General features: G+C 49.2%; 19 protein-coding genes. 3 read left to right on the top strand and 16 right to left on the bottom strand.

Features of this window, described 5'->3' with window-relative positions:
* Positions 1-401 precede the first annotated feature (401 nt).
* From FGT79_RS31380 to FGT79_RS26435, 9 genes are all read right to left on the bottom strand, one after another.
* Complete coding sequence (locus FGT79_RS31380) at positions 402-3,245, bottom strand: transglutaminase-like domain-containing protein (protein ID WP_171056462.1); 2,844 nt, start codon at positions 3,243-3,245, stop codon at positions 402-404.
* Complete coding sequence (locus FGT79_RS26470) at positions 3,232-4,725, bottom strand: DUF58 domain-containing protein (RefSeq protein ID WP_138755847.1); 1,494 nt, start codon at positions 4,723-4,725, stop codon at positions 3,232-3,234. Before FGT79_RS26470 ends, FGT79_RS31380 begins: the two co-directional genes overlap by 14 nt.
* A complete protein-coding gene (locus tag FGT79_RS26465) occupies positions 4,722-5,741 on the bottom strand; it encodes an AAA family ATPase (RefSeq protein ID WP_138755846.1) in 1,020 nt (339 codons plus the stop codon). The genes FGT79_RS26470 and FGT79_RS26465 overlap by 4 nt, the downstream gene beginning before the upstream one ends.
* A gap of 89 nt (positions 5,742-5,830) precedes the next feature.
* Positions 5,831-7,150: a polysaccharide deacetylase family protein gene (locus FGT79_RS26460; RefSeq protein WP_171056461.1), complete on the bottom strand. Its 1,320-nt coding sequence runs from the start codon at positions 7,148-7,150 to the stop codon at positions 5,831-5,833.
* A gap of 442 nt (positions 7,151-7,592) precedes the next feature.
* Positions 7,593-8,702, bottom strand: a complete 1,110-nt coding sequence (locus FGT79_RS26455) for a copper amine oxidase N-terminal domain-containing protein (RefSeq protein ID WP_138755844.1) — start codon at positions 8,700-8,702, stop codon at positions 7,593-7,595.
* Positions 8,703-8,856: 154 nt separating this feature from the next.
* A complete protein-coding gene (bcp, locus tag FGT79_RS26450; RefSeq protein WP_138755843.1) occupies positions 8,857-9,345 on the bottom strand; it encodes a thioredoxin-dependent thiol peroxidase in 489 nt (162 codons plus the stop codon).
* Positions 9,346-9,402: 57 nt separating this feature from the next.
* Positions 9,403-10,194 carry an ABC transporter permease gene (locus tag FGT79_RS26445; RefSeq protein ID WP_138755842.1) on the bottom strand — a complete coding sequence of 264 codons (792 nt, stop codon included), beginning with the start codon at positions 10,192-10,194 and terminating at the stop codon, positions 9,403-9,405.
* A gap of 5 nt (positions 10,195-10,199) precedes the next feature.
* Positions 10,200-10,994 carry an ABC transporter permease gene (locus tag FGT79_RS26440; protein ID WP_138755841.1) on the bottom strand — a complete coding sequence of 265 codons (795 nt, stop codon included), beginning with the start codon at positions 10,992-10,994 and terminating at the stop codon, positions 10,200-10,202.
* A 2-nt stretch (positions 10,995-10,996) separates the two neighbouring features.
* Positions 10,997-12,016, bottom strand: a complete 1,020-nt coding sequence (locus FGT79_RS26435; protein ID WP_138755840.1) for an ABC transporter ATP-binding protein — start codon at positions 12,014-12,016, stop codon at positions 10,997-10,999.
* Positions 12,017-12,385: 369 nt separating this feature from the next.
* On the opposite strand from FGT79_RS26435, the gene FGT79_RS26430 reads away from it, so the two are divergent.
* Entirely contained in the window at positions 12,386-13,516 is a 1,131-nt protein-coding gene (locus FGT79_RS26430; RefSeq protein ID WP_138755839.1) for an LCP family protein, read from the top strand.
* An 81-nt stretch (positions 13,517-13,597) separates the two neighbouring features.
* Complete coding sequence (locus tag FGT79_RS26425) at positions 13,598-14,923, top strand: glutamate-1-semialdehyde 2,1-aminomutase (RefSeq protein ID WP_138755838.1); 1,326 nt, start codon at positions 13,598-13,600, stop codon at positions 14,921-14,923.
* 106 nt (positions 14,924-15,029) lie between these two features.
* Here the strand turns inward: FGT79_RS26425 and FGT79_RS26420 are convergent, their stop codons facing one another.
* From FGT79_RS26420 to FGT79_RS26390, 7 genes are all read right to left on the bottom strand, one after another.
* Complete coding sequence (locus tag FGT79_RS26420; protein WP_246096643.1) at positions 15,030-16,202, bottom strand: PQQ-dependent sugar dehydrogenase; 1,173 nt, start codon at positions 16,200-16,202, stop codon at positions 15,030-15,032.
* A 74-nt stretch (positions 16,203-16,276) separates the two neighbouring features.
* On the bottom strand, positions 16,277-17,131 hold the full coding sequence (locus FGT79_RS26415; RefSeq protein WP_138755837.1) for an inositol monophosphatase family protein: 855 nt from the start codon (positions 17,129-17,131) through the stop codon (positions 16,277-16,279).
* A 97-nt stretch (positions 17,132-17,228) separates the two neighbouring features.
* Entirely contained in the window at positions 17,229-18,047 is an 819-nt protein-coding gene (locus tag FGT79_RS26410) for a sulfite exporter TauE/SafE family protein (protein ID WP_138755836.1), read from the bottom strand.
* Positions 18,048-18,152: 105 nt separating this feature from the next.
* Positions 18,153-19,178, bottom strand: a complete 1,026-nt coding sequence (uvsE, locus tag FGT79_RS26405) for a UV DNA damage repair endonuclease UvsE (RefSeq protein ID WP_138755835.1) — start codon at positions 19,176-19,178, stop codon at positions 18,153-18,155.
* 3 nt (positions 19,179-19,181) lie between these two features.
* Positions 19,182-19,499, bottom strand: coding sequence for a hypothetical protein (locus tag FGT79_RS26400; protein ID WP_138755834.1), 318 nt, complete (start codon positions 19,497-19,499; stop codon positions 19,182-19,184).
* 683 nt (positions 19,500-20,182) lie between these two features.
* Positions 20,183-21,295 (bottom strand): D-alanine--D-alanine ligase, encoded by a 1,113-nt coding sequence (locus FGT79_RS26395; RefSeq protein WP_138755833.1) that lies wholly within the window; start codon positions 21,293-21,295, stop codon positions 20,183-20,185.
* A 23-nt stretch (positions 21,296-21,318) separates the two neighbouring features.
* Positions 21,319-22,638 (bottom strand): amidase domain-containing protein, encoded by a 1,320-nt coding sequence (locus tag FGT79_RS26390; RefSeq protein ID WP_342778524.1) that lies wholly within the window; start codon positions 22,636-22,638, stop codon positions 21,319-21,321.
* 244 nt (positions 22,639-22,882) lie between these two features.
* Here FGT79_RS26390 and acnA point away from each other — a divergent pair, with 244 nt between their 5' ends.
* A complete protein-coding gene (gene acnA, locus FGT79_RS26385; RefSeq protein ID WP_138755832.1) occupies positions 22,883-25,606 on the top strand; it encodes an aconitate hydratase AcnA in 2,724 nt (907 codons plus the stop codon).
* Positions 25,607-25,897 lie beyond the last annotated feature (291 nt).

Genomic DNA, 25,897 nt, shown 5'->3' with positions numbered 1-25,897 from the left:
CGCAAGGCTATGAGATATAAATGTACTCGAGCTTTGGTTACTAACAGTGTGCACAATCAGAACTAACTTTAGCTGGAGCATTTTGCAGCTGTATCGGTTGAATTTGAAAACGAGATAGCCCGTGACTTCAATTACCGCCAAGATGCCGCGCGTATTCCCTTGGACACAGCACGTAACGGTCATAGGAGCAGCTTAGACATGACAAAATGAAAAGTGTGATAGCTAACGGACAAAAAAGATGCTTACGTCTCTTCATCTCTTGATTTTATCGATAAATCTACTTCTTAAGAGCTGTGATGACCGTTAAAAGAGAAACCAGCTGTTCTTCATCGTTTAAGCTTCCATTTTGTCCGTAAGCGTATGTTCCAATGGGCCAAGCAGTGAACGTTCTCAAATACACCTTATGTGATTTTATTAGGTGCATCCATGCCCGAAGGCTGCTTTGACTTGGTAATGGGCTGCTTGTCCAGCACACGTAGAACGGTACGAAGTGCCGATGGAGTCGGTGCGCCGCTCCAAGGTCCCGGAGCTGCAAAATGCGCCTCCTCCATCCAGCTTGTCAGCTGTCGGAGTGCATCCTGTTGCTCTGCGGCGAGCAGCGGAGCAGCAGCGAGCGCGTATTCCCGCGCCGTCAGGCTCGGCGCGTATACGCCGAAACGACGTCGCAGCAGCGGCGCCAATAGATCGGCGACGCTTATAAAGCTTGCGCGCACGAGCCCATCGGCATCGTGCGGCGCTCTGCCGTTCCGCGGCGCAAGCTCCGCCGCCGCGGCAGCCCTGCCCGTCACAGGTTCATGTGACGGATAGGGCGCGGCACGGCCGGCGAGCTTCGCGACGCCGGCGTATGCCGCGCCATAGCGGCGCAGCGCCAGCGATAGGCGAAGCCGCTGGCGCTGTGCCGCAGCAATGGCCGCGGCCGCGAGCGCAAGCGCGCCCGCGCCTGCGGCTGCAGCAGCGGCTGGCGAAGCCGCCGCTGCGCGTTCAGCGGCGCTCTGCGCCGCATGCATGGCGGCATCCCCCCCGAGCGCTGCCGCCGCCCAAGCCCAGGCGGCGAGCTCCGCCAGGCTCACCTCGCCAAACCCGAAGGCGTCGCTGCCTAAGCCGCCGCTCGCAGATGCCGCCCCCGCCGCTGACATCGCGGGAGCAGACAGCATTCCGCCCGCAGAACCGGCGGACACCACATTCAAGACGCCGCCGAAGCCTGGCGTCGGGTCAAAGGGCACCCAGCCTGCGCCTGGGAAATAAACCTCCACCCAAGCATGCGCATCAGAACCCCTCACTTCATAGTCAACAAGCTCACTATTCGAGCCCGCACCCATTCCATTGACTGCTTGCGCGTCACTTCCCGAACCCACCGCCTGCTTCTCCCTTACGTTTATTGCACTATTCGTACTCGCACGCTCAAGGTCACCAACACCTCTTGTCTCTTCCCCGATGCCACTACTCTCCGACTCGCTCTCCCCAGTTGCAACATTCTGAACCTCCGTTCCCGAAGTAAAGCCCTTGACCCATCTAGCTGGTATCCCTTGCGTGCGAAGCAGTATGACCATCGCTGTAGAAAAATGTACGCAATAACCCTGGCGCTGCTCGAACAGAAAGTGATCGACGAAGTCACTGCCCTCTGGAGGCAGCGAACTACCGTCAAGCGAATAAGTATAGCTCCCTTTCAAAAAATCCTCGATGGCCTTTACTTGGTCATAACGGCTCGTCACACCGCCTCCCGCTACTTCAGCAGCCAAGGCAACAACTCGGCTGGGAAGCGACGATGGCAGTTGCAAATAAGGCTCCAGCTCTGCAGCTCCCTCCGCTGCTGCTTCGGTTGACAGCCCATTAGAAGCTTTTCCCTCTGCTCCGGAAACTACGCTTGAATCCGCAGCAAGCGCTCGCAGCTCGGACTCATCTGTTACAGGCAGCACACTTTCTACCGTAAAACGTTCTACCTTAGTCTTGTCTGACTGGGCATACAATGAACTGTTAGCTGCGTTAAACACATAGCTTCCAAGCCTGCGGCGCGGATCGGCTGCGACGATCTCAGTTGCATGTCCTTGTAATCCCGAAGTGAACAGCGGCATCCCTGCCTCTGGTTCAGCCCAGACAACCATTTGACGAATGGCAGGACCATGAATACCGAGCATGCTGCCAGCCACTTCATCGTTTGCAGCCGATGAAGACGATTTCTGAATAGGCTGCAGCACGCGACTTCCTGCTGTATCAAGCCAGCCGCGTCCGTCATATATGTTTTTTGATTCCCCACGCCAATATGCTTTGACCGGTGAGCTTCCCGTGAATAGGACATGCTCATCCTTATTAATAGGAGCCCCTAGCACGCTATCATCAAAGCCATATCCTGTAAAAGATTTCCCTAGCTGGCCAATTCCCTCCTGCCCAAGCGCTGTAACTGCACCTTGCTGGTTGCCCAAAGAACGAATCGTTTGCTCAATACGCTCATTGAGTGAGGACGTCCAGCTAGGCGGAGCTATCGCAGACTCTTTCCCTCCCGCAAATAGCAAACTGCTACCAACTATCATTAATACAACAAATACAGAACCGGACAGCCAGCGCATATCTAGCCCCTTCAGCTTACTTGTGCCTATGTCGATCATTCGTTTAACACGCGGCACTGCGACGACAGCTCCAAGCAGAAGCCCCTCCGCAACGGCGCGCATCAGCCCCCCCATAATATCGAAGCCGAGCCATACATGCAGCGTAATCAAATAGATCATGGTTACCGCAGCAAGGCCAAGCGCTGTCTGACGCATCCAAAGAAGAGCTTGCAAAGCTGGCGCAAGCATCGCCCAGCCTACAAACAACAGTAACGTTCGCAACTCACCTGACATAGCCCAGAAGCCATTCTGCATGAGCTGCATAATATGCTCCTTAAGCATTGCTGGAAAGCCAAGCAGCCATTGCAAATCACTCTGATCCGCTCCTTTATAAAGCCACATCAAGCTCAAAAGACATAGCAGCATATTCATCGCGAGTGTAATCGCCAGCGGCAGTCGAAATAAACTGGTCAACATGACGAAGCCAATAATGAGCAGCAAAGGGCCGGGATTATAAATGGTCGACCATTCACCTGCTTTTACCCATGGCAGCAGCCATTCAGCAAGAAGCCCGAATAACAGCAAGCTCGTAACTAATCGAAAGCCCAAGGATTCCTCTGGCGGCTCAACAATCCTTTCTTTCCTGCTGCTGGAGAGCAGCTTGTCCTTCCGTACAGGCACGTCGCCCTTATGCAGGTTCATGAATATGACCTCCCTCCTCCGCATATGGCTCAGCAGCCATGCCAGCAAGGACAGGCAGCCACGTCAATTTGACGCCGCCGCTATCCAGCCATTTGTGCTGCTCACGCATCGCAAAGGTCGGAACGTTGTTTCTTGTGACGATAAACAACTCCAGCTTGCAGCCTTTCTCAGCCGCAAAACCTGCTAGCTCGCCCCAGTTTCTCCCGCCCCGCCAATCTGCGGTGAACACGAGAATGGTACTGCCGCGGACAAGCATAGTAGTGCCTTGATGTAGGCTGCGGGCAAGCGAGCCCTTCCCTTCAGCACGCAGCATAGCCATCGCTTGCTGCATAACCGTCAGATCCGTCCTTGACCCTCCGGTGTGCATACTTGGCATGGCGTGATCACCTTGGCCTAGCAGAAGCGTTACCCCATTGCCCAGCAAAACAGCCTTGGAGACAGCCAAAGCTGCCCAGCCCACACAGGCGTCAAATAGCAGATCGTCATCGTCATATCCGGATGCCAGCGTATCGACTGCAATGCAAATCTGAACATTTTGCTCCATTGCGTGTGTTTTGGTCTGAAGCCCTCGTCCTCTGGCTGCACTCCGCCAGTCCAAATGACGCAGCGAGTCCCCTTGTCGGAACGGACGACTGTCTGGCCCTAATCCCGCAGCGTGTACCGCTGCTTCAATTTCCTCCAGTCCCGCTTCGCCCCGGTGATCCTGGGCCTCGCCCATCATTTTGGCAGGCACAGCATATAATCCCGTTCCCTCTAGATGGTCCAAACTATTCGTACCCACCCCATGCGGAAGACCGGGAAGCACAAGAAAGGATGACCTGCAAACAAGCTGTTTGCGGATGGCCGTTAAACCAAGCCAATCGCCTACCGTCACTTCTACATATTCAAAAGCATGCTTGCCGCGTCGCAGCTTATGAAGTGAATAACGATAGCTCATTTCCTTATGAAACATAGAAGTAAGTACCGCTCGAATACCGAGTTTCCAATTCGTTAAGGAGCTCTCGTTCCGCATTTGTTCATGGATCGCGACCCAGACAAGCGGAACTACGAAAGATCGCTTTAACGTAAACAGAATTTCTAACTCTTCGCCCTCCCGAATCTGTTCCTTCGCCGCAATCCTTGTTGCGCTAAGCCCGACTGCAGCGAGAAGCGGCGCAAGTCCGCTTATTATTGCAACCATACTTAGTACCGCAGCCATAAACCATTCCACTGCACCTCCCCTTAACAATGCCGCAATTACGCTTCCCACCCAGCCTACTGTGATTAGACTCCAGGCTAACCATCTCGTTCGATAAGCTGGCACAAGGCTATCCTGGGAGAAGCGTATCTTGTCTGTATGCCTCTGCTTCTGCGCTTTTAACGCTTGAATTTCTTGTGCTGTCTGCTTCCCCGTATTGTCCGATTGGGAATCGATACTGCTAGAAGCATCTATTGCCGTATCCGAATTCATCCATTCCTGATCCTGATTTGGTGCATTCATCGGCGTTTCCCGCTTCCTACAGCGGCTGGCAGCGGACAATCGCGAATCGTACGCTTAATAACGGATACCGCGTCTTCTCCCATAGTGGCAGCGCCGTAACGCAGCGATAATCGGTGAGGAAGTACTGCTTCTGCCGTTGTCAGTAGATCATCCGGCACCGCAAACCCCCGCCCCTCCATATAGGCATTCGCTTGAGCAGCACGAAGCCAATCTCGCAGCGCACGCGGGCTCAAGCCCAGCACAACCTCCGGTGCCCGCCGAGTCGCATCAGCTACTTGGACCATATACTCCAGCAATGCCGGATGCATATGAGTCTGCCTCGCTTCAGCCTGCATTTGCAGCCATTCCTCTGTCGCGATGACTGGGCGAAGACGATCTGGCTCAATCCGATTGCCGTCTGCATATTGCTCCAGCATCCGCTTCTCCTCAGCTGAACCAGGATAACCTATCGTCAGTCTCATCATGAAACGATCTAACTGCGCTTCCGGCAGCGTATTCGTTCCTTCGAAGCTGAGCGGATTCTGAGTTGCGATTAACATGAACGGAACAGGCAGCTTCCGCGTTTTCCCTTCTACGCTTACCCTTCGCTCCTCCATAGCCTCAAGCAGTGCAGACTGCGTACGCGGCGATGTCCGATTAATCTCATCGGCCAGAACGACATTTCCCATGATGGGACCGGGACGGTACACAAGCTCACTCGTGCGGGCATCGAGCACTACGCCGCCAACGATATCAGCAGGAAGCATATCCGATGTAAACTGAATTCTTTTGAAATCGCCGCCCACTGCCCTGGCAAAAGCTTGCGCTAACAGTGTCTTGCCTACGCCCGGCACATCCTCCAGCAATACATGGCCTCCAGCAAGCAGGGCGGTTAGTGTATTCCGAATAACCTGCTGCTTACCTAGCAGCACGCTCTCTACCTTTACTAGCAATCGATGCAGCAGAACCTGCGGTGCTTCCGGCCAATGGCTGTATCGCTCTTCTTTCGCTTCGTCAGAAAATTGGGGAGAAATCATATTATTATTCGCCTCCTGAAAAATAAATCTATCTATTTTTCAGTGTCCCCAGCTTTCTCTATCTTTAGACCTGCTAGAAGGAGATCACGTTAATCCGCCAGCCATATTTCGCGCTGCTTATCGTTATACACATACTTTGCAATTCCAATCCCAAATTTTTGAAGCGTTGCCCTCACGGGTACAAGATGATCCAGCTCTGTTCCGGCAGCTTTCGCTCCCTTACTGGCATATGTCACTACTTGATTTCCATCATAAAAAGCCTTTAGCTCGCCATGCTCTGTATCAAACTCTATACTTCCACCTAGCCAACTCGTCAGCTTGCTCAGCGATACTTCAATGAAACCGCCAGTCAAGCTGTATTCACCGCGTCGCAGCACTAGACTTTCCGTTCCCCTATGTAAGATCATTTCCTGTTCAATTGCCTCTTCTGGCTGCATAGAGCCTTCTCTGCCACGCTGCTCCGAGAAAGATGCCAGCTTCGTCTTCTCCGTCTTCGTGACCTGTGGCCTGCTCCATTTCAGCTTGCTCGCCACCTTGAATTGAATGGGGTCCACCTCGTCTGTAATGGGAGCAAATACATAACCCTTGCTTTTGTAGTATTGGATAATCGCCGGCAAAGCCTTCACTGACTCCGCATGCCCCGCACTGTCATGCAGCAGCACGTTCAGCTTGTTTGCCAGCTTCGAGCTTTTGATCGTCGCTACGATTTCCGAAGCCGGCACGCCCTGCTTCTTGGAATCCCCGCTGTCTACATTCCAATCATGCACATGGTAGCCCGCTTGCGCCAGCGCATCAAAGTAGCCTTGATCGAAGTTCGTGAACGTACCGCCTGGCGCCCTGAGCAGATTAGTTCTAACTCCAGTCGTCTGATAGATAGCTTCATCGGTCTTCATGACCTGCTCTGCGAATTCAGAGAAGCTCCCGTATAGCTGCTCATATTTATGATTAAAGGTATGATTGCCGATTGAATGGCCCTCGTCTATGATTCGCTTAGCTATCGCAGGTTGATTGAGTACCTGCTTGCCGAGTACAAAAAAAGTCGCAGCAATACCTTCCTTTTGCAGTATATCAAGCACAAGCGGCGTATATTTGCTAGGGCCGTCATCGAAGGTCAAATAGACGATTTTCTGATTCGTTTCTGCCTTTTCAATCGTGCGGGAAGCCTCTTGATGCGAAGCGAAGGCTGCAGACTTTTTTTGATCAAGTTGCTGCTGCGACTTCGTATCATAGGCTGCATGGGTTGCCAGCAGCGGCTTTGTTTCATAATAAGAGCTGCTCATTGAATGACTTGCTTGCACCTGCTCTTGCTGGTTCGCAGCGTTACTGCCTAGACTGAGCATCCCTATAAGCTCCAGCAAGCCAAACCATACGATTACCATGCAAATTGCAAATCGACATATACGACGCATTCCGCTGCCACCCTTCTCTACCAACGAATATGAACTCTCGTTCCATTTGATAGAGTATATGAGCATTCTCTCTAGTAAATGACTGCTCTTTGTCATTCATTAATCATTACTAGAAAGAACACATATATGTTCGCAGTGCACTAATGTTGGTTACTTGGCTGCTGTAAGAACACATTTGCTCTTACAGCTCCCTTTCGAACCCATTCCAACCACAATCCGACTCCATAAGCGCATATTTGCGTTTACAGCACACTAATTCTACTTACTCGACTACTGTAAGCGCATATTTGCGCTTACAGTCACCCTTGTAAGCTTCGCATAATTTCTCATACAAAAAACCAGCCACAGCTGTAGCTAGCGATGACTGGCTCACGTTTATATGATTTCCTTATTCATCTTACTGATCATTCGATAGAGATGCCGAAGTCTGTCCCGCTCCATCTTACTCAGCCAGACTTATGCGATACGTCTTATTGTCCTTGTCATATGGAAAATCATTTTTGAAATACAGTATGTTCCCTTCTCTTTTAATAAACTTGAGGAAATCACCTGTGTATGGGGAATCGTTTTGCTCTGCATATTCTTGTTGCTTCGTATCCAGTAGCTCCTTATAAAGAATAGACACCTTATCGCTTTTCCTATCGACCAATTTCAGAATACCTCTCTTGTTTGCGCGAAGCAGATATACATCCTTATCCATATATTCAATAAAATAATTGTCCTCTTCTCCACCTATTTTCACTAAATCAATCGTTTCGAGCAATTTCCCTGTTCCGTCCTCGATGATATTAAGCCTCTTCCCGTCAATCAGCAGCAAATCGCTGCCAAGCTTCGTTGCGTTCTTCTCAATACGGTTCCAATAATAGACACTAGATTGCTGAACAACCTTATCGTCCTTCACCACCACCGTAAAATATTGATTGTTTAAGTGCGGCTCTCCATAGGAATCGTAAAAATTGATAATCAGCAGACCGCCAGCTGTTCGTTCAAAATCTGAATATAAATACTCATTTATGGGAGTGCCAAGCTTTGCAAGCACACGTTGGATACCCATTCTATCCGTTACATACAAAATTCCACTTTTACCTTCCACCGTATATTTCAAACCCTCGTAGAAAAAATCATATTTTTTAAACGTTTGCAATTGAACTGCTTTTAACGTCTTCGTCGCCGCATCCCATGTCAAACTTCCCCCGCCCAGTGCATTAATCATAAATTGCGCAGGGATGTAGAGTTCCTTATCTAACAGAAAAGGAGCCTCCGGAAGTTTGATCAGTTTTCCATCAAGAACACCTGTAAGATGTCCTACTCGAACAGCTAAAGACTTTTTCCAACCGCTGAATTGTGCTCTGGTGCCGCTGTCATCCCAACTTAGATCAAGCTTAAAGTAGCCCGTCATGCGTGTTAACGGTACGTAAGTAACCCCGTTTTTCACAAGGGCGATCCCCGTTGCGTCTCCGCTCTCCATCCAATTGAATTTGTATTTCGCTTGGGCCGCTGCGCCTGCTGTGGTAGGGAATATAAGAAGTATAGCCAGGATTAGAACGGTCATCGTTCGAACCACTTTAAATCATCTCCTCTATTTCAAATATTTGGGTTTTTAAATAGTAATGACGCTCATTTAACTGAAAAATTTGCTTATTCATATAGCGTACCTATACAAAACAGCCGAGCGGGGAGTACTTCCCCGCTCGGCTGTTTTGGTTTTACTTCACATTAGCACGCGCCCCCAGTTGCTGAACCACTTCAAGCACCTGCAGCGCATGGCCTTTCACTCGCACCTTTCGCCATTCCTGCACCAGCTTGCCTTCTGCATTAATAAGAAAGGTTGATCTTACGAGTCCCATATATTCTCTGCCGTACAGCTTTTTCAATTGCCACACGCCATACAACTCGCATACCGCATGCTCGGTATCCGTCAGCAGCAGAAACGGCAGCTCCTTCTTCGCAATAAAGTTCTGATGCGATTTCACCGTATCCAAGCTGATCCCCATAATAACGGTATTGTGACGAAGCATCTCTGCATTCGCATCACGAAAGTCACATGACTCTTGGATACATGCGGTCGTCATATCCTTAGGATAGAAATAAAGGACTACATTTTTGCCGCGATAATCGCTTAAGGCAACGTTCTCTCCATTCGATGCTGGCAGTGTAAAAACCGGCGCTATTGATCCTATTTGAAGCTCAGACATTGTTAAACCTCCATCAATCATTAAATATCGGCTCCCCTAATCGCATATAAAGAGAACCTAAGAGCCCGCTCCGCGATATCGTTTGACACCGTGGTTCCAGAACCAAAGCCCTAACGAGAACACGACAATGCCCATTACAGGCGTCAATAACGCAAGCTGCGACAGGTCATCTGCCTTTTTCTCCAGAAAATAAGAAGCTGGTATAACGCCGACAAACGCGAACGGCAGCAGCCAAGTCAATACGAATCGAATTATTTTGTTATAAATATTGACCGGATAGCGTCCATAGTTTTGAATATTGTACATAAGAGGCACGATTCCCGTCGGCGCATCCGAATAGAAAGAAATCGCACTAAGCGCCGTGTACAAGCCAGCATAGATAAGCACTGCTCCCAGAATCAGAAGCAGCAGCACGAGAACATCCATCACTTGGAACGTTAGATCAAGCTGCCCCCAGCTCAGTGCCATAATGATTGCACCGACGAATGAGCCAATTAAAGAAGGGGGGTCAACATTTTCGAGCAGCACCTGATAGAGGCTATGTGCTGGCCGCGTAAGTACACGATCCATTTCGCCTTTGACAATATAACGCTCGCTGAAGTTCCAGATGCTGAAGAAGGTGCTGAATACGCCGTATGGAATCATGAAGAACCCGTATACGAATACAACCTCCGCCTCCGACCATCCCCCCAGCGCTGAGGTATGCTGGAACACGATTAGAATAAAAATAAGATTCATACCTTGGAACAATAAGTCCGACAGCACCTCTACCCAAAAATCCGCGCGGTAGGTTAGACGTGTTTTTGCGTAATTTTTAATGTATTCCCAAAACAACGAAGCATATCTCATCTCAATTATCCCCCTTGCACGAACAGCCGTCTGCGTGCAGCCCGCCATATCAGCCAAATTGGTATCAGCAGGCCTATGAACCACAGCACTTGAATGCCGAATACGTGCAGCACCTCACTGCTTGGTGTACGCCCAGTGAATACGGAGCTAGGCAAATAAGTAATCGCTTGGAACGGCAGCCACTGCATAATTGCGGAGAGCCAGCCAGGGAAGAAGGCAATCGGCACGACAACGCCTGAGAACAAGTCAACCATGACTCGCTTCATACGCATCATGCCTTCATTGTTTTCTACAAAGAACGCAAACAAACCAGTCAGAATATTAATTTGCGAGTTAATGAGAAAGCTGAAAAAAAGCATGACCAAATAGATGAGCCATGTCGTCGGATCTGTCGGCAGCGTGACCGGAAAAATCAAGCATACGATAATCATCCCCGGTATCATGAACAGCAGCATGCGGAACAGACCTTCGCCGAAGCCCTGCATCATCTTCACGAACAAGTAGGAATAAGGCCTGATCAGCTGTACCGATACGCTACCATCCCTAATTTCATTCGCGATCTCACGGTCTAGGTTGTTGAAATAAAAAGCACGCGCCATCCATGACACAGCTACATAAGTCGTCATCTGTATTAATGTAAATCCGGCAAGAATTTCCTTATCGCCATATATGGCTTGCCATAGAAAGTAATAGGCGCCAATGTTAATGGCGTAAATAATGATACCGCTATAATAGTTAACGCGGTAAGCAAGCATCATAATAAAGCGGATGCGAATAAAATCGAGATAAGCGCTCATCATGATTAAACCGTCTCCTTGGCGACAGACGCAGAACCGGACGAGTAGATACTGCGAACGATATCGTCCGTATTCGTCTCAATAATTTTGATGTCGCGAATCTGGACGCCGCCAACCACGCATGAGAGTGCGTCCGAAACGTTCACCGTATGTGGCAGCCACATTTGGGCAGTGACTTCGTTTTCCATCGTCCAGGTCACATCCAGCGATTCTGTTAGCTGACGCAGCTTCGCAAGCTGTGTCTGTCCTGCAAATTGAAATTGAATCTCACGCCCCTTGCTCCAGCGGTTTTTCAGATCGTCCAATCCGCCGTCATAAATAATGCGGCCATCATCCAGCATGATGACACGCGAACACAACGCCTCAATGTCCTGCAAATCATGGGTCGTGAGCAGAATCGTTGTTCCCTGCTCCCTATTCATCTGCATAAGAAAGTCACGGATTTCTGTCTTCACGACGATATCGAGGCCGATTGTCGGCTCATCAAGAAAAAGAATGGATGGATTATGAAGCAGCGAAGCGACAAGCTCGCAGCGCATCCTCTGACCAAGGCTCAGCTTTCGAACAGGGCGATTCAGCAAATCTCCCAGCTGCAGCCGTTCGACAAGCTCGTTCAGCCGCTTGCGAAAGTCCGCCTCTGATACCCGATACACCTTGCGCAGCAGTTGGAATGATTCAATCACGCCGATGTCCCACCATAACTGCGAACGCTGACCGAATACAACTCCGATGCCGTTTACGAACTTCTCCCGATCCTTGAACGGCACATAGCCATTTACCTTAAGCTCGCCGGAAGTCGGTACTAGAATACCAGTGAGCATTTTAATCGTTGTGGACTTGCCAGCACCATTCTCTCCGATATAGCCGCATATTTCGCCTTGCGGAATTTGAAACGAAATATCTTTAACCGCCGTTACCTCATTGTACTCGCGTTTGAACAAGTCTTTGAGAGCGCCGGATAAGCCTTCACGGTTTTTCTGCACGTTGAATTGCTTGCGTAAATCCTTTACATCAATAGCTAGCATTTGAATCTGTCTGCCCCTCTCGCTTCGACATTTCCTAGGAAATACCGATCTTTATTTACCTAAAACGATAAAACTTGCTTCTGCATGTCGTTCAGCTTTATAATTTTATGATATGTAATCATACATTAGTTCACGCTTAGCGTAAACGGCTGGCATGGCCTTTTGCCATGCAGCAATTGTTCACTCAGAAATATAAGCCACTTAGAGCACAAGCTCACAGGTGCTTATCATTCCGAAGTAACCAGCTCCGCTAACCTTTTCTTTGAAGGCGGACCATTCGCTGTGTCATCTTCTTGTATGTTATATTGAAATGTACCCTTATTGGTTCAACTTGATCCTGCTTTATCTGAAAGGAGCACGTCTAGCGAAATGTCTAATGAGACAAACGAAGGGCCTAAAGAAGTAACTGAGGAAGTTCCTCAAGAAATACCTAATGAAGTCCCTAACGAAGTACTTAAAGAACAAAATGAAAATAAGAAAAAGAAATGGAAATGGTTGTTCATCACTATTTCCGTCATATTAGGTGCCGCAATCGTGTTTCTTGTTTACTGGACCGTAGGTATCGTTGGTGCATTAGATGATTTTAGCGACCCTAAGGAAACAAAAGCACCATCTGAGAATGCGGAGGCTACGCCGGTTCCTGTTCCGATTCCGGAATGGGAAGGGAAGGAACGCGTCAACATTTTGCTGTTAGGCGGTGACGCCCGCGGGGTTGAAGAAGGACAGATCGCCCGTTCAGATTCCATATTAGTCGCTTCGTTTGATCCCGTTACCAAAAAAGCGCATCTATTCTCGGTGCTGCGTGATACTTACGTGAATATAGAGGGTCACGGCAAAGGACGGATTAACACTGCGCTAGCGCTTGGCGAGTATCCACTTGCTATGAAGACGGTTGGCGACCTTCTTGGACTGGAAATTCAATATTATGTTTATACCGACTTCGAAGGGTTTAAACAACTGATAGACACGATCGGCGGCATTTACTTTGACGTTGAGAAGGATATGCACTACACCGACAATGCTGACGGCAACCGCTATGATATTGATCTCAAGCAAGGCTACCAGCTGCTGGACGGAGATAAAGCCTTGCAATACGTCCGCTTCCGACACGATGCGATGAGCGACTTCACGCGAACAGAGCGCCAAAGAAACTTCCTTCAAGCGGTATCGAAGGAGCTGCAATCAACATGGAACATCGTTCGTATGAAAAAAATTCTGGAGAGCGTTCAGCCGTACGTCAGCATGAACCTGAGCGTGCTTGATATGCTCAAGCTCGGCCAGCTTGGCGTAAAAAGCCACGTAGCCAGCACGACACAGATTCCGCCGATGGAACTGATTGCAGAAGACCGTATTGGCGGCGCCTCTGTCATTGGAATAAGCGACGAGGATGCACTTCGTTCATATGTACAAATGACGCTCGAGCAGGATGACACGATTCCTGAACCGACTGAAACGCCAGCAGAAACGGATGCTGCAGCCTCAACGAATTCAGCGCAATAACCGACATGTACACGCAACGGCACCAGCAAGTTGCGTGTATTTTGTTTCCCTATTACTCATACCTACTGGAGGCTTAATGCCATGACAACAAAACGACCAAATTCCGAGAAACTATACGAAGAAGCTTTGCAGCACATCGTTGGCGGTGTGAACAGCCCTTCCCGCTCCTATAAAGCAGTTGGCGGAGGTGCTCCCGTATTTATGAAGCGTGGAGAAGGCGCCTATTTCTGGGATGTCGATAATAACCGCTATATTGATTATTTAGCTGCTTACGGCCCTATTATCACAGGACATGCCCATCCGCACATTACGGAGGCTATCGTTCGCGCAGCTCAGAACGGCATCCTGTACGGCACGCCTACCGAGCTGGAAATTAAACTGGCTCGCATGCTGAAGGAAGCCATTCCTTCGCTTGACAAGGTGCGGTTCGTTAACTCAGGAACAGAGGCTGTCATGACGACCATCCGTGTGGCACGCGCCTATACGAAAAAATCCAAAATTATTAAATTCGCAGGCTGCTACCACGGCCATTCCGATCTTGTACTCGTAGCAGCAGGCTCCGGCCCATCCACACTAGGCATTCCAGACAGCGCAGGCGTACCTTCGAGCATTGCCAGCGAGGTTATTACAGTACCCTTCAATGACTTGCCAGCACTAAAGGCAGCCTTGGAGCGCTGGGGCGACGAGACAGCCGCTGTTATGGTTGAACCGATTGTTGGCAACTTCGGTATGGTGATGCCGCATGAAGGCTATCTGGAAGGTCTATGCAAGCTTACACGCGAGGCGGGAGCGCTCGTAATCTATGATGAGGTCATCAGTGCCTTCCGCTTCCATTATGGAGCAGCGCAAACGTATGTAGCATTCCCTGATCCTAAGGCGATCGAGCCGGATCTGACTGCACTTGGCAAAATCATTGGCGGAGGCTTGCCGATCGGCGCATACGGCGGACGCCGCGAAATTATGGAGCAGGTCGCTCCACTCGGCCCCGCTTACCAAGCAGGCACAATGGCTGGCAATCCCGCATCCATATCAGCCGGCATTGCATGCCTTGAGCTGCTGCAGGAGCCCGGCATCTATGACCGAATGAATGCACTCGCTACGAAGCTTGCGACCGGACTTCATGCCGCCGCGAAGCAGTTCAGCATCCCGCTAACGATTAATCAAATTCGCGGATCGTTCTCTGCACATTTCTGCGACCATAAGATTACGAATTATGATGAGGCACAGGATACAGATGGCGAGCTGTTCGGCAGATTCTTCAAGCTCATGCTCGATCAAGGTATCAATCTTGCCCCTTCCAAGTACGAGGCATGGTTCTTCACTACAGCGCATACGGAAGCAGACATCGATGAGACGATTGTCGCGATTGAACATGCTTTCGAACAGCTTGCTGCGGAGAGCATCTAAAGGACACGAATATAATCAGCTCGCTGGCTATCAAACATAAAAAAGAGGAAGTTTCCACGTCCCTAGGACGAGCGAAACTTCCTCTTCTTCATTACAGCGTTCCTCCTTAATTCACATCATTAAGTAGGAGCAGACGATCATCTGTCTTCGATGGATTACCTCTGCCATCCGTGTTATTCGTAATCACGTAGACACGACCATCGTTTATCTTCACGTCCCGAAGCCTGCCTTCACCTTCAAATACGACAGTCATTTCATTAATCGCTGGGTCAAAACGGTAAAGGGCTCCACCCCTCAAGGTTGCAAGCAATATGCGATTATTCGCATCGAGAGCAGCACCGGATGGTGCAATCGCTTCCTCGCCCGTATGATAGATTGGCGCAATCATACCTTCAGCAGTAGCATCACCATAGATGGTTGGCCAGCCGTAATTGCCGCCCGCTTCGATCACGTTAATTTCATCATGCCCGCCAGGAGTTCCGGATGGACCATGCTCCGTGTTGTATAATATACCTTCTTCATTCCAAACCAAACCTTGCGGATTGCGATGCCCGTATGAATAGACATAAGAGTTCGGAAAAGGATTGTCGGCAGGAATTTTTCCGTCGAGCGTTATTCTTAATATTTTGCCGGCTAAGCTATTAAGGTTCTGTGCCAGCTCCCGCTGCTGCGCATCCCCTGTTGTTACATAAAGCAGCTTGTCCGGCCCGATTGCCATTCTTCCGCCATCATGATTGGCTGCTCCAGGTATTTCCTCAACTAGAGCCTTAACCTCATTCCATTCATCGCCCTCTTGCTTAATGAGAACGACCCGGTTCCATATCTGACCCTTAGCCTCATAGGTATGATAAGCATACGCCAGCTTAGTCTGCGCGAAGTCTGGACTCAGCAGAAAGCCAAGAAAGCCTCCTTCTCCAACGCCATGAACGCTTTTAGTCAAGTGTACAGACTGACGTGTCATTTGCGTACCGTCAAGCTTGACGATATTTCCTTCGCGCTCACTTATATACAGGGCCTCTTCGTCAAAAGCAATAACCCATGGCGCTCTTAGCTCCTCAGCGAGCACCGTATAAGGCCCCTCCGCCGCATCTGTTTGCTCCGGCTCCGGCTCCGGCTCCGGCTCATTCGTTTGTTCAGTCGTTTCCGTCTGCAGCGGTTTGTCCGTTGCTGTATTCGCTGTCTGCTGTGGTTCATTGACTTCATTCGTCCCGCAAGCAGCCAGCAGCCCTAGACATATAGTAGTCATCATCATAGCGGCAATTCTTTTTTTGACAGTCATCCCTTTATCGCTCCTCTCCGATACAAAGAAGAACAACGCATCTGCGATAATCGCAGTACGCTGTTCTTTGTCAATTATTCGTTTGCATTTGCTTCGGCAAGAGCCGTCGTCAGCTCCTCATGAATATGACCATTCGTCGCGACAACATTGCGAACGCCAAGATCGTAAGGTCTGCCTAGCGTGTCGCTTACGATTCCGCCCGACTCCTGCACAAGCAGCGCGCCTGCGGCCAAATCCCAGCTGCTAAGCCCAATTTCCCAGAAGCCGCTCAAGCGGCCCGCCGCTACATAAGCCATGTGCAGCGCTGCAGATCCAGCAATACGCAGGTTTCTAACCTGCGGAGCAACCGCTTGTATCCCGCGCATATTTAACGGCAGTGCGTAATGATGCTCAGCTGGAAGACCGGTTGCAACCAAGCTGCCACGCAGTGTATCTTCCTTGGAAACCAACATGCGTTTGCCATGGACGTAAGCTCCCTTGCCCTTCTCCGCAACAAACAGCTCATCCTTCATCGGATCATATACGACACCTACTATGACTTCACCATTATGCGCAAGTGCAATGGATACACAGAAAAACGGAAAGCCATGTACGAAATTAGTCGTCCCATCAATCGGATCAACGATCCATAAATATTCAGCATCACGGATGTTTTCCAGCGCCTTCGCCGATGCTTCTGGCCCCGGCTCCACCCCTTCTTCACCGAGGAAGGAATGGTGCGGAAAATGGGTCATTACAAGATTTTTGATCAAACGCTCCGAGCCCTTGTCGATTTCGGTTACCAAATCATGTGAGGAATACTTTATATCAAGGCTCGCATAATTGCCAAGCTTCGTCTTAATCCATTCTCCTGCTTTGGACGCGCAGTTGATTGCGACTGCAGTAAAGCTTTTCCCGCCAACAACGGAAGCATTGTTCTGGCCATTCATGATCCATCACTCTTCCCTCTATGTAAATTCATGAACATTTATCCTGTATTACGTATGAAGCTTAAAGCAAGTTTCGCATATGATTATTTCCACCTTATCAAATCGATCCAATGCCTTCAATAATTAATTGTCCTGCTAATAGCAGAAGGGTTACTCTAAGCAGCCATAACAACCCTTTCCCACTCATTTTGACCGCGATGGCCGCACCAAGCTTCCCGCCAATCCAAGCGCCTGGTACCAATGCAAGCACGAGCAGCCAATCTGTCTCTCCCAAATAAACATGCATGCCGCTCCCTAGAATTGAAGATAAGAATATAACGAACATGGAGGTGGCTGTCGCCATATGCGGCGGGAAGCGAAACAATAGAACCATAAGCGGCACGAATAATGAGCCCCCACCTATACCGAACAACCCCGATATCAATCCAACTCCAAAGCCAATTCCAAGTGCAGGCAGGATGCCATAGCTATAGGTATGCGTAACTCCTGAAGCATCCGTTAACGTCCGAACGATCGGCCACTCTTTAGAAAACGGTTTCATATAGTCACGAGCAATGAGAAGAGAGGCCATCAGCAGCATAAAAATACCAAATACGAGCTGAAACGTGCCTGCCGGGAGCAATCCTGTCATTGCCGAACCAAGCATGGCCGCTGGACCACTCGTTATAAAAAATAACCAGCCGCTGCGGAAATCTACAATTTTTCGTTTGGCATAGCTTAATGTTGACGCAAGCGCCGTTACAACTAATACCGTTAAAGATATGCCAACTGCCGTTGCATGTCCAATTTCTCCGCCCGTTAATACGGGGCCGAGCAGCATTAGCATAGGCACGATAATAATGCCTCCGCCCAGACCAACAATACTTCCGAACATCGCCGCTACAACACCAAGCAGTACAAGTAAAATCCATTCCATGATGTCAATCACCTTTTTAATGAAGTCATCTTGCTCACTTATTCTAATTGCCGCCATAGTAGGAAAGCACCGTCAGGCATGCCAGACGGTGCTTTCTCAGTATGGCTAATCTACAGCATTAATCTCAATACGCCCGCCGTCCAACACCTTAACACCTTCACCCGCTGCTTCCAATTGCTTGAAATCCTCTATCAGCTTAAACAACGCTTCATCTTTGCTCTTAGCCTCAAGCATGCAATCCAAATAATCACTTGTTCGTGCAGCATGACGAAGAAACGATAGCAGCGGCTCCGCTTCCACAAAGTCGGCATGACCGCGCGGATCAGATAAACTTTTGGGACTCGATGCGTGAATCTTAGGTGGAAGCTCGCTAGCACTTGTCAGACCGAGCCTATCCCGTTCCTTCTCCCATGTGTACTCGATTCGCGGCCATAGTGTGCCATAGAGCTCGTCATCTTCAATCCCGCCAGTATTGACAGCATGATGATGAATATCGAGCACCATCGGAACCTCTACCTGCTCTGCAGCATCAAGCGTTTCTTTGACATTAAACGTTTTGTCATCATTCTCTAGCGTAATGCGGTGCTTTAGACGAGCAGGCAACGCACCGAACTGACGAGCAAAACGTTCACAAGCGACAACCTTGTCACCGTATGCACCGCCGATATGTATATTACATTTGGTTGCTTCCCCTAATCCCATTGCCTCAAGCATACGCACATGGTTAACTAGATCAAGCTCAGATTTGGCAAGAACCTCCGGCCTAGGCGTACTGAATACGCAGAAGTGATCCGGATGAAAGGATACTCTTATGCCATGCTTGTCCGCATATTCACCAACCTCATGAAATGCGGGCTCGAGCGCTGCAAAAGGATTCCAATCGGCCAGTTCCTCATGAGTGGCTAGAGGAATAAGCTTGGACGAGAATCGATACATCTGAATGCCGCTGGCTCTGCAATGCTTAAGAATACGCAGCGAGCTGCGAATGTTTTCCTCAGCAATCCTCTCCAGCTTGCGAATCCCTGCTTCGCGGTCACCCAGCTTGGAGAAGCTTGCGTACGTCATTGTTTTTGATGGGGAAGCATTCTCAAGCTGCAGGCTCATAGCGACAAAGCCTAATCTAACGATCATAGACTAAGCCCTCTCTCCGAAAAACATCTCAAACGCAAGCGCCGTTTGAATTTTCGCTTCATCTTCCGTCAACTTTCTCACGAGCTCCATCTCCACCTGTGTCACTTCTTCGCCTTGGAAATTAATCTCGGCAATCGAAGCTAAAATGCGGACAATCGCGATTGCTTCGTTAGCTGGCGTATAGGCAATGACCTTCTGTCCAGTTGGAAATACACGAAAGCCGCTCTTGACCATTTTGCCCCGACCGTACTCCAACAATTCATACAGCTCTTGATCGGACTTAAATTTACATACTGAATTAAATTCTGTTTCAAATCCCATTTGATTCGCCTCCTTTCAGTGGAATGACAACCGTGCCTTCGAGGAAGGTCATTTCTACCAGACCTTTAAAGGCTTTACTACCAACCTTCAAAGGCGTTACTACCAGACCTTTAAAGGCGTTACTACCAGACCTTCAAAGGCGTTACTACCAGACCTTCAAAGGCGTTACTACCAGCCTTCAGAGGCGTTTCGAACCCACCCAAACCCTCCCTTCCAAGGGAGGGCCCCAAGGGTTGCACCCTCTGGACACCCACAATTGGACTAACGTCCGTGCTGCGGTGAGCGTTATTGCTACGTTTGCTCAAGGAGCGCTTACGTCCCTGCGGGACACGCTTTACGTCGGACTCCATAAATTAGCAACGTGCCATAAACTCCATAAGCGCATATGTGCGCTTACAGCTTCCTTTTGGACCTATTTAAACGCCATTTCCATTCCATAAGCGCATATTTGCTCTTAAAGCACGCTCTTTATGGTTACATGACTGCTGTAAGAGCACATTTGCGCTTACAGCTTCCTTTTGGGCCTATTCCTACGCCATTTCCATTCCATAAGCGCATATTTGCGCTTAAAGCTATCCTACTAAGCTCTGTATCATTTCCTAATAAACAAAAATCCAGAGAGCTGCCCCTCTGGATAGATGCAATGGGGATTTCCGCGGCTTAGCTCACCAAAGACTTAAAGCTTATTTTGCTGCTTCACCTGTAAAGTCTATACGCTGCTTCTCTGCATGACGTGAGAGTGCTAGTGCAATCAGGGTGTCTAGTAGTTCTTTATATGGAATGCCGGTTTCCTTCCACATAAGCGGGTACATGCTGAATGGAGTAAAGCCCGGCAAGGTGTTGACCTCGTTAATGAAAATTTGGTTGTCGCTTTTACGGAGGAAAAAGTCAACGCGCGACAATCCTGAGCCGTCGATCGATTGGAATGCCCGAACCGCCATCTCGCGAATTGACTCTGTTATTTCAGGCGACAGAATTGCTGGAATCTGCATCGTCGATTTTCCGTCAATGTATTTGGCTTTGTAATCATAGAATTCATTGGACGGAGCAATCTCGCCAGGGACGGATGCTTTCGCATCGTCATTGCCAAGAACGCTTACTTCGATCTCCCGAGCATCTACAAATTCCTCTACGATGACCTTGCGATCAAATTGGAATGCATAGTTGACTGCAGCAACAAGCTCCTCACGGTTTTTAGCCTTCGATACGCCAACGCTTGAGCCGAGATTAGCCGGTTTGATAAAGCATGGATAACCGAGTGATACTTCACACTCCATGATGAAGAACGAAGCATCCCTCTCCCACTGTGTGCGGTTGAAATAACGGAATACGCATTGAGGCAAGCCCTCTTGTGCAAACACTTTCTTCATTAGAATCTTGTCCATCCCGACGGCAGATGCGAGAACGCCCGCACCGACGTACGGCATGTTCGCCATTTCGAACAGCCCTTGTATGGTGCCATCCTCCCCGAACGTACCATGCAGCAGCGGGAATATAACATCTATCTCCTGATCCGCATCGGAATCAGCAGCGCCAAGCCGGGCGAACAACGGAGCAAGAGCGAAGCCTGCTTGCTTCGCCTCCTCAGATGCATAGCGAAGCTCCTCGACGGTCGACGGCCTCGCATGCAGTACGTCTCCCGTCTTCCATTCGCCTTGCTTTGTAATATAAAAAGGTTTGATCTCGTATTTGTTGTAATCAAACTCACCCATAACCGCGTAAGCCGTTTGCAGAGAAACCTCGTGCTCTCCCGATTTCCCCCCGTAAACTAAACCTACTCGAACCTTGCTCCCCATGGCATATCCTCCGGTACAATAATTTATAATAGATCGGTAATATGAAAAAAACGATATTTGGTTTGTTCCGTCCATGCATAGGAATCACGATAATCCCAATAACGATGCCTGCTGGATACGGTGTTAGCATTCACCAGCGGCATGCCGAATGAATCAAAGGCAGTCACGATCGTACTATGCTGGAAACGCTGGTCGCCATTCCAATCATAGGTAATAACATCACCTAGCTGCAGCTCATCTGCCGATTGCACAACCTCAGCTCGCAGCCCCGAAGACTTATAACCACTCAAATAATTGGTTAATGCATTCGAAACAGCCCAACTGAAGCTCCACCATTCACTGCCTTTGTTTCGGCCTTTGTACCACCAGCCCGTTTCTCTCTTACCAGTATAGTTCATCGGGGCATTGCCTGCAAAGATGCACTGTGATACGTAATTGGTGCAATTCACCTCGAAAAGCTCATAAGAAGGGTTCCCTTCATTCCACCAACGATCCGCATACGCTGCAACCAAATCTCTCCTGTAGCGAATACCAGCCGGACGGTGTTTGAATTGCTGTAATAGGTCATAATTTAAGTATGGTGTTGACGGCGATGCTAGATCGCCAAACAGCTCCGAGTAATCATCTACGGTCATCCAATTGTCAGTTGCCGTGCCGAAGCGAGGTCTACGTTCTGCGATAATTGGTTCAACTCGCAGCACATCCCAGTCAGCACCTGACAATCCGAGCCATAGACGCTCGAATTCGGACCTCTCCTCCATATAGAACCGCCCTGACTGCTCCATCCTTCTTTTGATATGGAGTCTAACGAGGACTGATACCTCGCTCGATGATTCATTCACACGAATGAGCTCCGCTTTCGTTTCACTGCCAGCCGGAAGAGCGCCTCTAAGCAAGTCACGTTCTCTTAGACGCTCTAGCCTGCCGCGAAGCCGGTCGCAATGATCGTTATCGGTAACGAAATCAGTCAGAACGGCTGCATGCTGATTAGCTTCTGCTTGATTGTACAGGCTCACATAGCGGTGCACAGCTGATTTCCAGCCTTTCAGCTTCTCAATTCCATCGTAATGCTCATAATCAGAAGAGCGAATGAGGGAGTTTAGCTTCGACGTCTGCTGCCTTGGTGTCCTCGCTTCTTGATTGAGCGCAGCTCTGCTCTCTGGATCATGATGGTTATGTCCCGCGAGAGGCTCCGTCCGCAAACCGGAAGAAGGCTGCTGTTTCGGAGTTGTATGCACCGCAGCCTTCATCTGCGATTTGCGATCGGATGCGGCCTGTTTGGACGTCGCTTGCACTTTCTTCGAACCCGTATTTCCTTGTCCTCGGTTACCTGTTCGCGGCAAAGCAATCCCTCCTTGACCTAGTCGTGACTGCAAGCTTAACGCAGATTAACTGCTTCATTATATGAAGCATGCTTCCGTTTCATGTAATATTCGTGAGTTTGCATCATCAAGCGATTAGTAAGCCGGAAAAGACATAATTGGACTTTACGTAAGCACTATTTTAACGATATACTGTTAGTATAGCGATTTTGAAATTGTGTTTCACAGAGCGAAACACAAACTACATTCAAAGAGGAGAATGACGATGGCTACACAAAATCATTATTCGGTTCGCACAACGCTGGACGCGGGTGGCAAGTCTTACGCTTACTACCGTCTGGGCGGACTTGAAGAACAAGGACTAGGCGATATTTCGAAATTGCCTTTCTCTATTAAAGTACTTTTGGAGGCAGCTGTTCGCCAATTCGACGGACGTGCGATTACTCCTGAGCATGTAAAGCAGCTTGCTACTTGGGCTGACGGACGCGAAGACAAAGAAATTCCTTTCATCCCAGCTCGTATCGTATTGCAGGATTTCACCGGTGTTCCGGTTGTTGTTGACCTTGCTGCAATGCGCGATACAGTGAAAAAAGCTGGCGGAGATCCAAAAAAGATCAATCCGCTTGTACCCGTTGACCTTGTTATTGACCACTCGATAATGGTAGACGCATTTGGTTCACCAGAAGCGCTTGAGTACAATACGAAGGTTGAGTTTGAGCGCAACGAAGAGCGTTACCGCTTCCTTCGCTGGGCACAAACGGCATTCGATAACTTCCGCGCGGTTCCACCGGGCACAGGTATCGTTCACCAAGTTAACCTTGAGTACCTAGCCTCTGTTGCGGCAACGAAAACAATTGACGGCGAAACTGTCGTATTCCCTGACTCCCTCGTTGGTACGGATTCGCATACAACGATGATCAACGGACTCGGCGTTGTAGGCTGGGGCGTTGGCGGTATCGAGGCTGAAGCTGGTATGCTTGGCCAACCGCTTTATTTCGTTATGCCTGAGGTTATCGGCTTCAAATTGACTGGCAAGCTGGCAGAAGGCTCTACTGCAACTGACCTTGCGCTTACTGTCACTCAAATTTTGCGTAAAAAAGGCGTTGTCGGCAAATTCGTTGAATTCTTCGGCCCTGGCCTCTCCAATATCAGTCTTGCTGACCGTGCTACCGTTGCCAACATGGCTCCAGAATACGGTGCGACAATCGGCTTCTTCCCAGTCGATGACGAGACTCTAAGCTACTTGCAACAAACAGGCCGCTCCGATGACCTGATTGAGCTTGTTGGCTCTTACTACAAAGCACAAGACATGTTCCGTACAGATGAGACACCAGATCCTGTATTCTCCGACGTTGTTGAGCTTGATCTTTCTACAATCGTTCCATCGCTTGCTGGTCCGAAACGTCCACAAGACCGCGTTGAGCTTACAGCTATGAAGGAATCCTTCAACAGCATTATCCGCACTCCGATCGACAAAGGCGGATACGGCCTCAACGAAGAGAAGATCGAGCAGTTCGTTACCGTTAAACACAATGACGGCCAAGTGAGCAAAATGGGCACTGGTGCAGTCGTAATTGCTGCAATCACAAGCTGTACGAATACATCCAACCCAAGCGTAATGGTTGGTGCCGGCCTCGTAGCTAAGAAAGCTGTAGCACTTGGACTTAAAAAACCTGCTTACGTTAAAAGCTCTCTAACGCCGGGCTCGCTTGTCGTTACAGAATACCTGACAAAAGCAAATCTAATCGAGCCGCTTGAAGCGCTTGGATTCCACGTTGCAGGCTATGGCTGCGCAACTTGTATCGGTAACTCCGGTCCGCTTCCTGATGAAGTAAGCAAAGCAATTGCCGACAACGATATGACGGTTTCTGCTGTTCTCTCAGGTAACCGTAACTTCGAGGGTCGTGTCCATGCACAAGTAAAAGCTAACTACTTGGCTTCGCCGCCGCTAGTTATCGCTTACGCGCTTGCAGGAACGACTAACATCGATTTGACAACTGAGCCAATCGGCTTCACGGAAGACAATAAACCAGTATTCCTTAAGGATATTTGGCCAACTTCCAAAGAAATCAACGACGCGATGACAGCAGCGCTTAACCCGCAGATGTTCCGCGACAAATACGAGAACGTATTTACACAAAATGAGCGTTGGAATGCGATTTCTGTTCCTAAGGGCGAGAGCTACGAGTGGGATAATAAATCCACTTACATTCAAAATCCGCCATTCTTCGAAAATCTTGGACCTGACCTTAACGACATCCAAGATATTCATTCGTCAAGCGTACTTGCGTTGATGGGCGATTCCGTAACGACGGATCATATCTCTCCAGCAGGTAACATTACTGTAAACAGCCCTGGCGGCCAATACTTGATCGAGAACGGCGTTAAACGCGAAGACTTCAACTCGTACGGCTCACGCCGTGGTAACCACGAAGTCATGATGCGCGGAACGTTCGCGAACATCCGAATTCGTAACCAAGTAGCTCCTGGCACAGAAGGCGGCGTAACGACTTACCTTCCGACTGACGAAGTCATGTCCATCTACGATGCTTCGATGAAATATCAGAAAGACGGCAAAAACCTTGTTGTTCTTGCTGGTAAAGAATACGGTACAGGAAGCTCGCGTGACTGGGCTGCCAAAGGTACTTTCCTTCTAGGCGTGAAAGCTGTTATCGCTGAGAGCTTCGAGCGTATTCACCGCTCCAACCTTGTGGGCATGGGCGTATTGCCGCTTCAATTCCCAGAGGGTCAAGGCTGGAAGACGCTTAACATTACTGGCCGCGAAACATTCGACATCGCGGGCTTGTCCAACGACGTAACACCAGGCCAGCAGGTTACGGTTACAGCGACGCGCGAAGACGGTACGACTTTCGAATTCCCAGCGATTGTTCGTCTTGACTCCGTTGTTGACGTTGATTACTACCGTAACGGCGGTATCCTTCAAACGGTGCTTCGCCAAATGATTGCTAACATGAATACAACCGCATAGAATTCGTGCAATAACCAAAGAGAGCAAGGCCTTCATTCAAGAGGGCTTTGCTCTCTTTTTCGTACCCTAACGTCCTCTATTCCAAGCAAAAACGCATGACGGCGTCCTTTAAGACGCTGAAGTAGCTTTGACGGTGAAATATAAGCCCTTTATAAGCTAACAAACTTATAATTTCTTATATTTCAAGGTGAAACGGCAGTCGCCGTTCTTTCTATTAACGCCATCATTTCTGCGAAACGTATAGAGAATAGATGAGCAAACTCATCTCCATTCCTATACGTCAAAAAAACA

Origin of the sequence: Paenibacillus sinopodophylli (assembly GCF_005930355.1) — a bacterium.
GTDB lineage: Bacteria > Bacillota > Bacilli > Paenibacillales > Paenibacillaceae > Pristimantibacillus > Pristimantibacillus sinopodophylli.
Note: the sequence above shows the minus strand (reverse complement) of the source record. Positions and strands in the feature narration are given on the sequence as shown.